Origin of the sequence: Microbacterium sp. Ag1, assembly GCF_001005635.1 — a bacterium.
Taxonomy (GTDB): Bacteria; Actinomycetota; Actinomycetes; order Actinomycetales; family Microbacteriaceae; genus Microbacterium; species Microbacterium oxydans.
In genome coordinates this window covers 41,793-56,155 of record NZ_LBCR01000031.1, presented here as the reverse complement: position 1 = coordinate 56,155, position 14,363 = coordinate 41,793, and the positions used below count along the sequence as shown (strand labels likewise).

At 69.1% G+C, this 14,363-nt stretch carries 12 protein-coding genes; 5 read left to right on the top strand and 7 right to left on the bottom strand.

Annotated elements, in window-relative coordinates; all coding sequences use genetic code 11:
- Positions 1 to 407: 407 nt before the first annotated feature.
- Both AAY78_RS11950 and AAY78_RS11945 read left to right on the top strand, forming a co-directional pair.
- Positions 408 to 1,424 carry a hypothetical protein gene (locus AAY78_RS11950; RefSeq protein WP_046748532.1) on the top strand — a complete coding sequence of 339 codons (1,017 nt, stop codon included), beginning with the start codon at positions 408 to 410 and terminating at the stop codon, positions 1,422 to 1,424.
- Between the two features lie 104 nt (positions 1,425 to 1,528).
- The gene (locus AAY78_RS11945) at positions 1,529 to 3,058 is read left to right on the top strand and encodes a chaplin family protein (protein ID WP_046748531.1); all 1,530 of its coding nucleotides are present in this window, start codon (positions 1,529 to 1,531) and stop codon (positions 3,056 to 3,058) included.
- Positions 3,059 to 3,272: 214 nt separating this feature from the next.
- On the opposite strand, the gene AAY78_RS11940 is transcribed toward AAY78_RS11945, so the two are convergent.
- Both AAY78_RS11940 and AAY78_RS19275 read right to left on the bottom strand, forming a co-directional pair.
- On the bottom strand, positions 3,273 to 3,680 hold the full coding sequence (locus AAY78_RS11940; protein ID WP_046748530.1) for a hypothetical protein: 408 nt from the start codon (positions 3,678 to 3,680) through the stop codon (positions 3,273 to 3,275).
- Positions 3,681 to 3,857: 177 nt separating this feature from the next.
- Positions 3,858 to 5,993 carry a CapA family protein gene (locus AAY78_RS19275; protein WP_052748762.1) on the bottom strand — a complete coding sequence of 712 codons (2,136 nt, stop codon included), beginning with the start codon at positions 5,991 to 5,993 and terminating at the stop codon, positions 3,858 to 3,860.
- Positions 5,994 to 6,363: 370 nt separating this feature from the next.
- On the opposite strand from AAY78_RS19275, the gene AAY78_RS11925 reads away from it, so the two are divergent.
- Positions 6,364 to 10,047 (top strand): efflux RND transporter permease subunit, encoded by a 3,684-nt coding sequence (locus AAY78_RS11925; protein WP_046748529.1) that lies wholly within the window; start codon positions 6,364 to 6,366, stop codon positions 10,045 to 10,047.
- 13 nt (positions 10,048 to 10,060) lie between these two features.
- On the opposite strand, the gene AAY78_RS11920 is transcribed toward AAY78_RS11925, so the two are convergent.
- Positions 10,061 to 10,801, bottom strand: coding sequence for an alpha/beta fold hydrolase (locus tag AAY78_RS11920; RefSeq protein ID WP_046748528.1), 741 nt, complete (start codon positions 10,799 to 10,801; stop codon positions 10,061 to 10,063).
- Positions 10,802 to 10,874: 73 nt separating this feature from the next.
- On the opposite strand from AAY78_RS11920, the gene AAY78_RS11915 reads away from it, so the two are divergent.
- The gene (locus AAY78_RS11915) at positions 10,875 to 11,573 is read left to right on the top strand and encodes a helix-turn-helix transcriptional regulator (RefSeq protein WP_046748527.1); all 699 of its coding nucleotides are present in this window, start codon (positions 10,875 to 10,877) and stop codon (positions 11,571 to 11,573) included.
- 71 nt (positions 11,574 to 11,644) lie between these two features.
- Here the strand turns inward: AAY78_RS11915 and rplI are convergent, their stop codons facing one another.
- The 4 genes from rplI to rpsF all read right to left on the bottom strand — a co-directional run bounded on the left by rplI (position 11,645) and on the right by rpsF (position 13,327).
- On the bottom strand, positions 11,645 to 12,097 hold the full coding sequence (gene rplI, locus AAY78_RS11910; protein WP_045262454.1) for a 50S ribosomal protein L9: 453 nt from the start codon (positions 12,095 to 12,097) through the stop codon (positions 11,645 to 11,647).
- An 11-nt stretch (positions 12,098 to 12,108) separates the two neighbouring features.
- Positions 12,109 to 12,363 (bottom strand): 30S ribosomal protein S18, encoded by a 255-nt coding sequence (rpsR, locus tag AAY78_RS11905; protein WP_017829850.1) that lies wholly within the window; start codon positions 12,361 to 12,363, stop codon positions 12,109 to 12,111.
- A gap of 77 nt (positions 12,364 to 12,440) precedes the next feature.
- Positions 12,441 to 12,953: a single-stranded DNA-binding protein gene (locus AAY78_RS11900; RefSeq protein ID WP_046748526.1), complete on the bottom strand. Its 513-nt coding sequence runs from the start codon at positions 12,951 to 12,953 to the stop codon at positions 12,441 to 12,443.
- Between the two features lie 5 nt (positions 12,954 to 12,958).
- Positions 12,959 to 13,327, bottom strand: coding sequence for a 30S ribosomal protein S6 (rpsF, locus tag AAY78_RS11895; protein ID WP_021201450.1), 369 nt, complete (start codon positions 13,325 to 13,327; stop codon positions 12,959 to 12,961).
- Between the two features lie 255 nt (positions 13,328 to 13,582).
- Here rpsF and AAY78_RS11890 point away from each other — a divergent pair, with 255 nt between their 5' ends.
- Positions 13,583 to 14,287, top strand: a complete 705-nt coding sequence (locus AAY78_RS11890; RefSeq protein ID WP_227751218.1) for a hypothetical protein — start codon at positions 13,583 to 13,585, stop codon at positions 14,285 to 14,287.
- Positions 14,288 to 14,363: the final 76 nt, after the last annotated feature.

Sequence of the window (14,363 nt, the reverse complement as noted above, 5' to 3'; positions counted from 1 at the left end):
CCCCATGCAAGACGGGCTGTGGATAACTCTGTGGAGAGCGTGCGAACAAGCCTGGAGTGTCTGTGCACAACGGGTGTGGATAACCCCGTGGAGGAGCGCGTATCCAAACTTTTTTATCGCCTTTGAACAGGCTTTTATCGATTCCCCAGGCTGTGGATGAAAATCAGTTTAAATCGGGCGTTGAAGGTTGCCCTCTGCGCGTTCGGGATGTGTAGAACCTGGGGAAAGTCAAGCCGAGATTTCCTCGGGCGCGTCACGCGCTGACATCCGCAGAAACCCGCGGATAACCCCCTAGACAGATCGCCTTTGCGCGAGTATCGTCACCCGCAATCGACGCACCTGCGTCGACAGGCGTTGCCTTCTGAGGGGGAGGCACACGTGCTTGGCCTTCTGAGGGGGAGGTTGACGTGGACGCTCGAGCCACCCGACGCGGCATATCTGCCGGCGTCTTCTGGGGTGGCATCGGCGTGCTCGCGTTGACGACGCTCGCCGTGCTCTTCGCGGGCGGGTCCGCGCACGCGGACGAACAGGAAGACGGCCCCCTCGACGGACTCACCACACTGGTCAGCGAGACGGTGTCCACCGTCACGACCCCCGTGGCTCCGGTGGTCACGCAGGTGGTCGCTCCCGTGGTCACTCAGGTGGTCGCCCCCGTGCAGCAGGCCGCCCCCGCCGTGGTCGCCGCCGTCACGCAGCCTGTCACGAGTGCACCGGTCGTCGGGCCGACAGTGGCACCCGTCGTGAACGCCGTGACCGAGACGGCGGCCACCGTCGTCGCCCCGGTCACCGATACCCTCACCGGAGCGCCGGTCTCGCAGATCACCGACCCGGTTCTCGAGGCCGTGTCCGGCATCCCCGTCGTCGGCGGACTCGTCGCCGACCTCGGCCTGATCTCGGCGGTCGGCGACGTGGTCGATGTCGTCGACGACACCACGGCCCTCCTCGGGAACGTGACGAACGAGACCGTCCCTCCCGTACTGGAAGCCATCGACCCGACGAATCCTCCGACGACCCAGGAACCGATCCAGGAACCAGGCGAGGTCTCCGGCGTCATCGCCGAACCCGCGGTCGTGGCGGCCGCCGTCCTCGCGACGCAGCCTGCCGCCGCGACACCATCGGGGACACCGACCTCGGGGTCCGCCCCCGTGGCACCTCCATCGACCCTGCGCTCAGCGAGCGAGAGCACCACCGCTGCCCTCGACCACACCACTCCTGTGCCCGCGGGGTCTCCGCCCGGAGGCGCGCTCGGCACCGCGGTTCCCGCGTCTTCCTCTGCCGGTTCCGGCGGCGGAAGCGGCACGTCCCCCGCGCGTCTCAGCGACGCGAACGCTTCTCCGCTCCGTGCTGGCGAGCGGACCTCCGGCGCTTCCGACGACGAGGTACCCTCCTCGCCGGTCGCCGACACCGACGTCTCTCCTGACTGACGGATCGTCACGTCGTTCCTTCCGAGGAACGACAGATGCCGTGCTGCACGCGCACTCCGATCGCGTGCACCCATCAGACGATCCACCCAGTCAGGAGAACCATCATGCGTACTTCCTTGAAGCGGGCCCTCTGGGGCACGCTCATCGCCGGGGGCATCACGCTCTTCGGCGCGACGGTCGCGAACGCGGCCGAGACGACCGGAGACGACGGACTGCTCTCCGGAACCCAGGCGGAGACGGCGATCACCGCCCCGGTCTCCGTCGTGAACAACGCCATCTCCGTGGTGAGCGACGCCGTCGTGTCGAGCTCGCCAACCCCCGCGCCGGCGCCCGCCCCGGCACCTGCGCCCGCTCCGGCACCTGCACCTGCACCCGCTCCGGCACCTGCCGAGACGAGCGGCGAGTCGGGGACGGCGTCCGGTACTCAGGCCGCCGTCACCGTCAATCTTCCCGTGACCGTGTCGAACAACGCCGTGAGCGTGACCGACACGTCGACGACCAGCGCCCCGGCCGGGACTCCCCAGAGCTCGGCTCCCCAGACCGACCCTTCGGCCGGGGCGCCTCTCGTGACCACGAACGGCCTGGACGGAGTGCTCTCGGGCACCCAGGCACTGCTCGCGGTCAACGCGCCGATCACCGTGACGGGCAACGCCGTGTCGGTTCTCGGCGACACCGAGAGCACGGCTCCGACCGGGCAGGGAGCCGCAGCACCGGCGCCCTCCACCCCGACCGGATCGACGACGTCCGGAGAGGACGGCGTCGGCAGTGGCACACAGGTCATCGCGCCCGTCACGGCACCCGTCACGGTGTCGGGCAACGCGATCTCCCTGCTCGGCGACACGAGCTCGACGGGCGCCGGCACCGCCGGTCCGTCTGGCTCGTCCGCTCCGGCCACGTCGGCGGGCACCTCGGGCGACGACGCGATCCTCGGCGGCACGCAGGCGACCGCGCCCGTCACGGCACCCGTCACGGTGTCGAGCAACGCGATCTCCCTGCTCGGCGACACCTCGGCCTCGGGCAGCGGAGCGGCTGCGACCGCATCCCCCACTCCCGCGACCGGAGGCAACACCACCACCGGAACCGACAGCGTCCTCGGCGGCACCCAGATCACCGCACCCGTCACCGCCCCGATCGGCGTGACCGGCAACGCGATCTCCGTCCTCGATGACGCCACCGTCACCCGCACCGGAACCGGCGGGACCACCACTCCCGCCCCGGCCACCGGAGGCAACACCACCACCGGAACCGACGGCATCCTCGGCGGCACGCAGGTGGCGCTGCCGGTCAACGTGCCGATCACGCTCGGCGGCAACGCCATCTCCGTGATCGGCGAGGCCACGGTGACCGATCCCGGCACGGGAACCAACCCCGGTACGGACCCAGGAACGGATCCAGGCACGGATCCCGGCACCAACCCGGGCACCGACCCCGGCACCATCCCGGGCACGAACCCCGCCAGCTCGACCCCCGGCACGTCCGGAGCCGCTTTCGCCTCGGGCGCAGCGACCACCGGCCAGGCCCACGGGCTCGCGATGACGGGTGGAGCGCCTACTGAAGGACTGATCGCCCTCGCCGCGATCCTGCTTCTCCTCGGAGGCGCTGGACTGCTGCGACGCCGCCGGCTGACGGCGTAGCGATGACGCCGGCGGTGCGCTCGTCCTCGGGGGAGGAGACCCGCACCGCCGGTGCGCCGCTGCGTCCACCCCATACGTCGACGGAGTCGTAGCCCCCAGCTCACACCGTCGTTCGACGCCGGCGCAGAAGGGCGGATGCCCCGTGGAATCCCCACCCACGGGGCATCCGTCGCGCCCGGATGCCAGGGCGGTTCATGCGCTCCCGCGCGATGGTTCAGAGCAAGGCGCCCAGGCGACGAGCGATGACATCGGCCTGCTGCTCGGCGATCTCGCCTGCACCCGGTTCGTCCGGCTCGAAGCCGCTGATACCCGCATGCATGAGCACTCGCGCCTGGGCGGGGCGCCGGAGCTGATCGAACGACATGGGAAGGGCGGTGCAGCGGGAGTCTCCGCTCAGCAGATGCGCGAGTTCGTGGACGACCACATGCAACCGATACCAGCGCGGGTCGGAAGCCCGGACGGGGATCCTGGCGCGATCACCCTCCACCAACACGTGCCTGGGCGTCGCCTGCCATTCCGCCTCACCGAGAACCTGCACTTCGATATCGATCCCCATCATGGCGGAGACCCGATCCGTGACGCATTGCACGCTCGCCCCGCACTCGACCTCCAACTCATCCATAAGCCGATCCGCTGGGCTTCGACCACTCACGATTTCCCTCACCCCTCGCAATGCCCGGCCCCCTTTCGACCGAGCAACCCTCACACCTGAGAGATGGAACGGGAGGTCGGATCATTACGCCGAACCGGGGAGACTTTCGTCCAGTCTTCGACGACCTTCGACCAGCCCCGACGCGCGCTATGGCACCCGGAGCACACCGCCCTCGTCGATGAGCGCCGCCGTGTCGGGGAAGTCACGCCGACTCCGCTCGTTCATCAGCTCGGTCACCCGACCGGTCGAGTCGGGATGCGGCGCGCCACCGTCGAACTCGAACCGCACGGGTCGCACCCGCCCGGCCACGAGGCTGCCGTCCGCTCGCAGCCGGACGGAGAGATAGGCGCCGTGGCGTGTCTCCTCCTCGGCGCCGAACACTCCCCCGCCCCCGAAGTTGCCCAGGCTGTAGGCGATCAGACGCCCGCGGTAGAACTCCGCCCCGCGGAGCACATGCGGGCCATGTCCGATCACCAGATCGGCGCCCGCGTCGACCACTGCGTGCGCGAACGCGATCGGGTCTCCCCTGTTCTCGCCGTACATGAACTCGGTGCCCGGTGTCACCGCGTCGGCTCCGGGGCCCTCCGCCCCCATGTGCGCATGCACGACCACGATGTCGGCCTGCGCCGCAGCAGCGCGCACCAGCTGCCGCACGTGCCGCAGGTCGGTGATGCGGTTGAAGCCGCTGTAGGGCGCGAATCCGACCATCGCCACCGAGGTGCTCCCGACGCGGGTGACGACGATCTCGTCGCGCTCCCCCACGGCGTCGATCCCCACCGCACGCAGGAGCGTCCTCGTCTCGTCGAAACCCGTCCTCCCGTAGTCGTGGCTGTGGTTGTTGGCCTGGTTGAGCAGGTCGAAGCCCTGCAGGTGGGCGGCGGCATCGGGATCGCTCCGGAACGCCAGGCAGCTCGCGCTGCGGCCGCACTTGTCGTACCCGGTCTCCGCACTGATCGCCTGTTCGAGGTTCCCCGTGACGATGTCCTCCGTGAACCACGGACGGACATCGTCGAAGTATGCCCGGCCGCGATCATCCGGCACGGCGTGCTGCACGTCGTAGAGGAGGACGTCCCCGACCGCTCCGATGCTCACCTCCCCCGAGCGCGTCGCAGACGAAGCGCGCGCCTCTGACGTGCGCGCCGGGAACGCCGCCGCCGCGCTCAGCCCGACGGCGATGGCGACCAGCACCAGCACCGCCACCGGACTGCGCCAGGGGATGCGCGGGCGAGCGGCACCACTCCTCCGGTCGGCCCGCAACCGGGGAAGACCCCAGAGCCAGGACAGCCCATCGCGCTCCGTGAGCCGCGCGAGGAAGACGCAGGCCGCCACGAGTGCACCCGTCAGCAACGGCGGGAGCACCAGCGCGCCCACGAGCTGTGCGGCGTTCCCTGCGTCGGACAGGGGACCCACCAGTGCGGCATCCGCGAGCACCAGGAGCGGCATGTGGAGGAGGTAGACCGGCAGGGTGCGTGCCCCCAGCCATGTCAGCCCTCTCCCCAGCAACGGCACCCCCGGGAGCAGGGTCGCGACGGCGAGACCCATCGTCACTCCGACGAACGACACGATCGGCCAGACGCCGGGCACCTGCTCCGCGCCCGTCACTCGCATCACGGCGTAGGCGGCAAGGTAGGCGAGCAGGAGCACCCCTGCCGCGAGACGCCGCGGCCGTGCCGTGAAACGACCGATCCGCGGCGCGAGATAGGCCCCGACCAGGAAGAACAGCAGGTTGTAGAGGAGCGAGCCTCGATTGCTCACCACGTCGACCACGCCGGCGGCGACTGTGACAGACAGCGCCGATGCGGCGACCAGGAGCGTCCAGCGCGGAAGACGCTGCAGCCCCTTGGCCACGAGGAAGTACAGCGCGAGCGCGTAGAGGTACCAGGTGTTCGGCGGGCTGATCGTCACCCCTTCGACGAACTCGGACACGCTGCGGGGAACGAACGTGGGGAAGTCGGGGAACGCCCACATCGCGAGCATGTGGATGAGGGTCCACACCAGATAGAGGTAGAGGAAGCGCACGACCCGAGGTCGCCACACGGCAGCCCATGGCCGCGCCAGTGCACCGGCGGCGAAGTAGCCGGAGACGAGCAGGAACAACGGCATCAGGAACGGCCAGATGAGATCGCTGGCGAGTCCCCAGACACCGGGGATCGGGATGCCGATGCGCCAATCGACCTGCAGGTACGTCTTCAGCACGACGTGCCAGAAGACCACCAGGACGATCAGCAGCCCCTTCGCGGCATCTCCCCACGCCGCCCGCGGTGGCGACGAGACCACGGTCACGCGCGGAGGCCGGTTCGGCGACGAGACGTGGAGTTCACCAGGAGAGCACTCATGCCTTCGAGCCAAGCGCAGCCGATGTTGCGGGAGTGTATGCAGAACCGCATACGCTCCCGCAACCGTGCTCTTCCCGGCCGATCATCGTCCCGCGGGATGACCGGTATCAGCCCTCGGGGGGATGTCCCGGTGCGGCCGACCCGGCAGGCTCGAAGCATCGACCGTGTCGCCGCTGCGCAGTCGCCTCTCATCGATCTGTGCAGGAACCGGGCGGGAACCGGTACGGCCCGACGACTGGCGGCTGCCCGCCGGCCGCACCCGCCGCGCGTCCGCCTGTCCGTCCGTCGCGCCTCACACGAAAGCACGCCAACGCGCCATGTCGTTCCTCACCCGCAGCAGTCTCAAGAACCGCCTCATCCTCTCGCTCGCGACGCTCGCGATCGTCGCCCTCGGGCTGATATCGATGAACTCGCTCAAGCAGGAGCTGATGCCGTCGCTGCAGGCGCCCATGGCTTTCATCACGGCGCAGTCGCAGGGTCTTGCCCCCGAGGAGATGGCGAGCACCATCACCGAGCCGCTGGAGCAGGCGGTCCGCGCCGTACCCGGCGTGACCAGCGTCACCTCGACGACGGCGACCGGCGACGCGCAGGTCCTCGTCGAGTGGACCTTCGGCGAAGACGACGAGGAGACGTTGCGCACCATCCGCAGCGCGGCGGAGTCCCTGAAGCCCGGCTTCCCCTCCGGCACCGAGGTCAATGTGGCCTCGGGGGGCGCGGGAGACCTGCCCGCGATGGTGCTGAGCGCGGGGACCACCGGCGACCAGGAGGCCTTCGGGGACGCCCTGCAGCAGACGGTCGTCCCGGCGCTGAAGACCGTCTCAGGTGTTCGCGACGTCACGCTCGCCGGTCAGGAGACGCAGCGCATCACGATCGACCTCCGCTCCGCAGACGTCACGCGCCTCAAGGTCGAGCCCTCCACACTCGGACCGCTCCTGGAGGCCCACGGAGCGGCGCTCCCCGCCGGCCAGGCGGATTCGGCCGAGGGCCCGCTCTCGATCACGGTCGGATCCCGGCTGGCGACCCTGGAGGACATCCAGACCCTCTCCGTCCCCACCCCCGACGGCGCGGTCGCGGTGGCCGACTTCGCCGACGTCTCGATCGAGACGGTTCCAGCGCAGACCATCTCGCGCGTCAACGGCAAGCCCTCCCTCACTCTCCAGGTCATCCCCTCTCAGGGCGCCAACGTCGTCGACATCTCGCACGGCGTGAACGCCGAGCTCGACCGGCTCGCACCGATCCTGGACGCCGAGTTCGTCACCATCTTCGACCAGGCGCCCTACATCGAGCAGTCGATCCACGACCTCTCCGTGGAAGGCGGTCTCGGCCTGCTCTTCGCGGTGCTCGTGATCCTCGCCTTCCTGCGCTCATGGCGCTCGACGATCATCGCGGCGGTCTCGATCCCGCTGTCGCTGCTCATCACTCTCGTGGGCCTGTGGTGGAGCGGCAACACTCTCAACATCCTGACCCTCGGCGCGCTCACGATCGCGATCGGACGCGTGGTCGACGACTCGATCGTCGTGATCGAGAACATCTCGCGGCGACGCGGCGATGGTCCGCTCACGATCGACGGCATCGTCGCATCCGTGCGGCAGGTCGCCGGCGCCATCACCGCATCGACGCTCACCACCGTCGCGGTGTTCCTTCCGATCGCGTTCGTCTCGGGTATCGCCGGTCAGCTGTTCCGCCCGTTCGCTGTGACCGTCTCGATCGCCCTGCTCGCGTCGCTCGTGGTGTCGCTCACCATCGTGCCCGTGCTCGCCTCGTGGTTCTTGAACAAGGCACCCCGACACCGGACGTCGACCCCCGAGGAGGCGCAGCCCTCGTCGGCGGAGTCGGTCGAGGACGGGAGTACTGCCGCCGCGGCGACGACGACAGCGGTGACGGCAGCGCTCGGGACGGCCTCCTCCTTCGCCGAACCCGCCCGCGAGAGCGACATCCCGTCGGAGCTCGACGAGATCCACTCCGCTCCGGACCGCCTGCAGCGCACGTTCATGCCGGCCCTCAACGCGACCCGTCGGCACCCGGTGATCACACTCGTGGCCTCCGCGCTGCTGCTGGTCGTGACCCTCGGCATGACCCCGTTCATCCAGACGGACTTCCTGGGGTCGTCCGGCCAGGCGAGCCTCCAGGTCGTGCAGACCCCGCCGAAGGAGGCCACGGCCGATCTGGTCGCCGCGGCGGAACCGGTGGAGAAGACGCTCGGGAAGATCGACGGCATCGCCGACATCACCACGTCGATCCCGGTGCCGACCCCCGGCACACCCACCTCGATCACGTACGACCTCCGTGTGGAGGACGGCGCCGAGGTCGCGGATGTCGAAGCACAGGTGCAGAAGGCCCTCGACGGGCTGCCCGACAGCGGAGAAATCGAGCTCGCCGCGCAGGACGCGTCCCTCGCAGGGGCGAGCGACGGCATCGACCTCCAGATCCAGGGCAACGACCCCACCGCGCTGCGGACGGCGAGCGACCTGCTCGAGAAGCAGCTGGCCGACGCCGACGGAGTGCGCTCCGTGAAGAGCGAGCTCTCCGGTGAACAGCCGGTGCTGCGCGTGAAGGTCGACGAGCCGCTGGCCACGCGCCTCGGATTCGACCGCTCCATGATCGCCAAGGCCGTTCAGGAGGCGCTGTCCGGAACCACGGTCGGCACCCTCATGTACGAGGGCCAGGAGCGGGACATCGTCGTGCGCACGCCGGGATCGGCACGCACGGCCGACAAGCTCGGTGAGATCATGCTTCCGGTCACGCCCCAGCAGACCGCCGAAGCGCAGAAGGCGGCAGCGGACGCCCTCCAGGCCAAGGCCGATGCGAAGGCGAACGAGGCCAAGGTCAAGGCGGAGAACGAACTCAACTCGCAGATCAACACGGCCACGAAGCAGCGAGCGGAGATGGCCGGTCAGATCGGTGCCCTCAACCGTCAACTGGCCGAGCTGTCGGCAGCACCCATCGTTCCGGCGGATCCACTGAGCCCCGACGACGAGGCCATGCTCAAGGCCCAGACGGAGCGTGCAGAACAGCTCGCCGCACTCCAGGGCGCGATCGAGGGCGCGCAGTCCGGGATCACGGCCGCCGACGAGCAGATCAAGGCCCTGCGTCAGAGCCGCTCCGACGCCGCCGCCCAGCAGGCCGAGGCCGAGGCAGCCGAGGCCGAGCAGAAGGCGGCCGCCGAGGTCACCGGCACCCCGATCCCGCTCGCCGCGATCGCCACGGTCGAGGAGGAGCTCACTGCTCCGACCATCACACGCGCCGATGGTGAGCGCCAGGTCACGCTCACGGTGACGCCGGAGAAGGGCGGACTGTCCGCCGCCGGACTGGCCATCGACAAGGCCATCGCCGAGACCGACCTGCCGGCAGGGGTCACCTTCGAACAGGGCGGCGCCTCGGCGCAGCAGGACGAGGCGTTCAGCCAGCTCGGTCTGGCGATGCTCGGCGCCATCGTGCTCGTGCTGCTGGTGATGGTGGCGACGTTCCGCAACTTCCGTGGTCCGCTCGTGCTGCTCATCTCGATCCCGTTCGCGGCGACCGGGGCGATCCTCGGGCTGCTCCTCACTGGCACTCCGATGGGCCTGCCCGCGCTGATCGGACTGCTGATGCTGATCGGCATCGTCGTGACGAACGCGATCGTGCTCATGGACCTGGTGAACCGCCTCCGCGAGGCGGGCGCGAGTCTCGACGACGCCGTGGAGCACGGCACGCGTCTGCGACTCCGTCCGATCCTGATGACGGCGGCCGCCACGGTGTTCGCCCTGATCCCGATGTCACTCGGGCTGACCGGTGGCGGCGTGTTCATCTCGAAGCCCCTCGCGATCGTGGTGATCGGCGGGCTCGTGTCCTCGACGCTGCTCACGCTCGTGCTCGTGCCGATCCTTTACACACTGGTGGAGCGCCGTCGGGACCGCCGGATCGCGAAGCGCGCGGAGCGACGCGCACGGCGCGAGGAACGGCGTGCCGCGGCAGCGGAGACCCCGACCGACATCTTCGAGGTCGCAGGCGAGCGCGAGTAGCGCTCCGACTCGATCAGCTGGTCCGGGCGGTCGCCGCCCGGACCAGCTCGGCGAGGTCGCCCGGCCGGCTCCACATGGGCCAGTGCCCCGTGGGGAGGTCGATCATGTCGACGTCCTTCAGATGCGCGACCTCCGCGAACATCGGATGACCCGCTTGCGCCAACTCCCGCACCTGCCCGCTCCGGATCGAGCAGCACACCAGGGTGGTGGGTACGGCACGACGGTCGTCGTTCACGAGCTCGACGGACTGGCGCAGCACGGGGCCCGGCTCGGGGACGGCCTGTTCACGGAAGCGGGCGAGCATCTCTGGGCTCAGGCCTTCCAGGCTCGCCTGCTGCCCGAGCACGTCGAAGGGCGGAAGGGGAAGCTCGTCCACGTCGTGCGGCAGGTCGGGCGCGAACACACTCCCGGATGCGAGCGGTCCCGAATCGACCCAGACGACGCGTGCGACCAGCTCAGGGTGCCGATCGAGGATCAGGCTGACCGGAGCATTCGCACCGCTGTGCGCGACGATCACTGCGCGCCGTTCCGCCGAAGCCTCGAGTCGGGCGAGCTCCTCGCGTATCGCCTCCGTCTGGTCGTCGAGAGTCCTCGCGGCGCGGTCGGGGTCGTCCGCGTCGAGGCCGGGCAGCGTCATCGCGGACGCGCGAGTGCCGTCATCGTCCAGGTGTGGGAGGACCTCGTCCCACGCCCAAGCCCCCAGCCAATGTCCGGCGATGAGAAGGATGGTCGGGCTGCTCTTCGTGTGTGTCATGCCACCAGCCTGCGCTGCACGGCAGACAGGTGTGTGTCACTATCTATGTCATGAATTCTGTGATGGTCCGCCCGTGAAACGTGCGGAGCGACTGCATGCCCTGTCGGAGATGCTGCGCCGCAGCGGTTCGCGGGGCGTGTCGGCCGAGCGTCTGGCGCGCGAGTTCGAGGTCTCCGTGCGCACCGTCAAGCGCGACCTGGCCGCTCTCGGGCGCAGCGGCGCGCCGCTGTGGTCACGCCCCGGCCCGGGTGGGGGCTACGGGCTGGCGGCGGGCGCGTCCCTGCCACCCGTAACGCTCTCCCCCGCGCAGGCCGTGGCCCTGATGGCGGCCGTGTCGGCGAGCCCGGATGCCCCGTACGGCGATCTGGCCGCAGCCGCCGTGAGCAAGATCATCGACGTCCTCGACCCGCGCACCCGCGCCGGTGCGGACGAGCTCGCCCACCGCGTCTGGGTCGACGCACCCCCGTCGCCGTCGCGCGCGGTCCGGTCGGCGCTGGAGGAGGCGATGTCGGAGCAGCGCGTCGTGCGCATCCGCTACACCTCGGGAGACGGCGTCGCGACCACCCGAGACGTCGAACCCGTGTTGTTCGCCTCCACAGGTGGGCGGTGGTACCTGGTCGGCTGGTGTCGACTGCGCGATGCCATCCGGTGGTTCGCCGTCTCGCGCGTCGAACGAGCGAGCGTGACAGCGGCGGCCTGCACCGGCCACACCGTCGACGAGGTCGGTGATCCCCCGGCGAACGCCAGACCCGTGCACGGCCGCGACCTCTGAGGCGGCGTTCCCTCATCCGAGGATGCAGAAAGCCCCCCGTCCCGAAGAACAGGGGGCTTTGCCGCGTGTGCTTACTTGGCGGCGATGACCTGCAGCGTGATGACTGCGGTGACATCGTCGTGCAGACGCACGGTCGCCTCGTGCTCACCGGTCACCTTGATCGGCGACGGGATGTGCACCTTGCGCTTGTCGATCGAACCCAGGCCCGCGGCTGCGACAGCATCCGCGACGTGGTCGGTCTTGACGGAGCCGAAGAGACGACCCTCCTTGCCGGCCTTGACCGTGAGGCGCACCTTGGTGCCCTCGAGAGCGTTCTTCAGTGCGACAGCGTCGTCACGATCGTGGATCGCGCGTGCCTGACGCGCGGCCTGGATCGAAGCGACCTGCTTTTCGCCACCGCGGGTCCACGCCGTAGCGAAGCCCTGCGGGATGAGGAAGTTACGGGCGTACCCGTTCTTGACCTCGACCACGTCACCGGCGCTACCGAGCCCGGCGACCTCGTTCGTGAGAATCAGCTTTGCCATCTCGATACCCCTTACCGGCCGGCGCCAGCGTAGGGCAGGAGCGCCATTTCGCGCGCGTTCTTGATCGCCGTGGCGATCAGACGCTGCTCCTGCACCGAGACACCGGTGATACGACGGGCGCGGATCTTGCCGCGCTCCGAGACGAACTTGCGAAGGGTGGCGACATCCTTGTAATCGATGACACCGACCCGGATGGACTTCGCGGGAGCGGTGGGCTTGCCACCCTTCCGCGGCTTGCGGCGGTCGCCGCTCGACTTTCCAGCCATAGTTTTTCCTTAGTGATGAGCGGCCCTTCGACGAGCTCAGGGACCCAGGGGTCCAGCTCAGGGCCAGAGAAGTGTTTTCAGAACGGGGTGTCGTCGCCGAAGCTGCCCGGAGTGCTCCAGGCATCGGCACTGGTCGACGAGCCGGGCGTGGACCACGGCTCCTCCGACACCTGCTGCTGCGCGGGGCGAGACTGTCCACCGCCACCGCCGCCGGCACCGCCGGTCGAGGCCGCACGGGTGACCTGCGCGGTCGCGTACCGGAGCGAGGGGCCGATCTCGTCGACCTCCAGCTCGATCGCGGTGCGCTGGTTGCCCTCGCGGTCCTGGTAGGAGCGCTGACGCAGACGGCCCTGCGCGATGACGCGCATGCCCTTCGTCAGCGAACCTGCCACATGCTCGGCGAGCTCGCGCCAGACGGATGCACGGAGGAACAGCGCGTCGCCGTCCTTCCACTCATTCGCGGCACGGTCGAAGTTCCGAGGCGTCGATGCGATGGTGAAGTTCGCCACCGGCAGCCCGTTCTGCGTGTAGCGCAGCTCGGGGTCGGCCGTGAGGTTTCCCACCACGGTGATGACGGTTTCGCCGGCCATGAGACTTAGGCCTTCGCAGCCTTGGCGGCCTTGCGGGCAGCCTTCTCTTCGGAGCGCTTGGCCTCGGAAGCGATCATCGCCTGAGCCTCTTCAGCGCGGAGCACCTTGGTGCGCATGATCTGCTCGTTCAGCTTCAGCTGACGGTCGAGCTCCTGCGTGGCGGCACTGGTCGCGGTGAAGTTGACGACGGCGTAGATGCCCTCGGTCTTCTTCTGGATCTCGTAGGCGAGACGGCGCTTGCCCCAGATGTCGACGTTCTCGATAGAGCCACCATCGTTGGTGATGACCTTCAGGAACTTGTCGAGCGTAGGTGCGACCTGGCGCTCGTCGATCTCGGGGGTCAGAATGACCATGAGTTCGTACTGGTGCGTCACTTACCCACCTCCTTCGGACTAGAACGGCTCTCGGGAATTTCCCGGGAGCAGGAGGGTGTGTGCACGTGCCCGCCTCTGGAATCCCGAATGGACGCCGCAAGGCAGACAACCTCGACAGTCTAGCGGAAGAGCGGTGCGGGCGCGAACAAGACCCCGACACAGCGGTCGGTGGTGACGGGAACTCCTGGGGTGTTTGGCATGCTGGAAAGAGTGCCCGATGACGGTCATCGGGCGTTCGACCAGAGGGGGGACGCGATGCGCGTCAACAAATGGGGGGTCGGCGTCGTGCTCGCCGCCGCCGTGCTGCTCACCGGATGCACCGGAAGCGGATCGGACTCGACCGCCGAGAAGAAGCCCAGTGCCGGAGCCTCGCAGGAGGCGGAAGCACCGCAGGCGGACTGCCCCGAGTTGAAGGAGGGCACGACCATCGACGGTGCCACTCTCGCGGAGTGCGTCACGGCCGCCATGACCGACACCGCCGGGTTCTCCGCGAAGATGACGACCCTGGGCATGGAGTCGACCACGCGCTACAACCCGGCCGACGACGCGGTCGAGACCACCACCACGTTCGGGTCGGTCATCGTGATCGGCGATGACGCGTGGGTCAAGTCCGCGACGGGCGAGTGGCAGGTCGCCGACGAGAACTCGACCGACCAGGAGATCAGCACGCTCAGCACGGCCGCGAAGGCCGTCGACGCGTCCGACCCGATGGGCGTGGCCGACACGCTGTCCGGCGAGTACACCGTCACCGGTAAAGGCACGCGTCTGGGCCAGGACGTGTTCCTCCTCACCGGCACCTCGGAGGCGCAGGGCACCAGCGTCGCGATGGTCTTCGAGGTCACGAGCGATTACGCGGTGCTCGCCGCCAATGCCTCCACCGAGGTCGAGGGCCAGAAGATCGAGAGCATCCAGGAAGTCACCGAGTGGGACGTGAAGCAGGACATCGTCGCACCACTCTGACATCCGCGCGCTCTGCATCCGCAGGAGCTGCATCCGCAGGGCCGCCCGCGAAAACGGAGACGATCCCTTCTCAGCG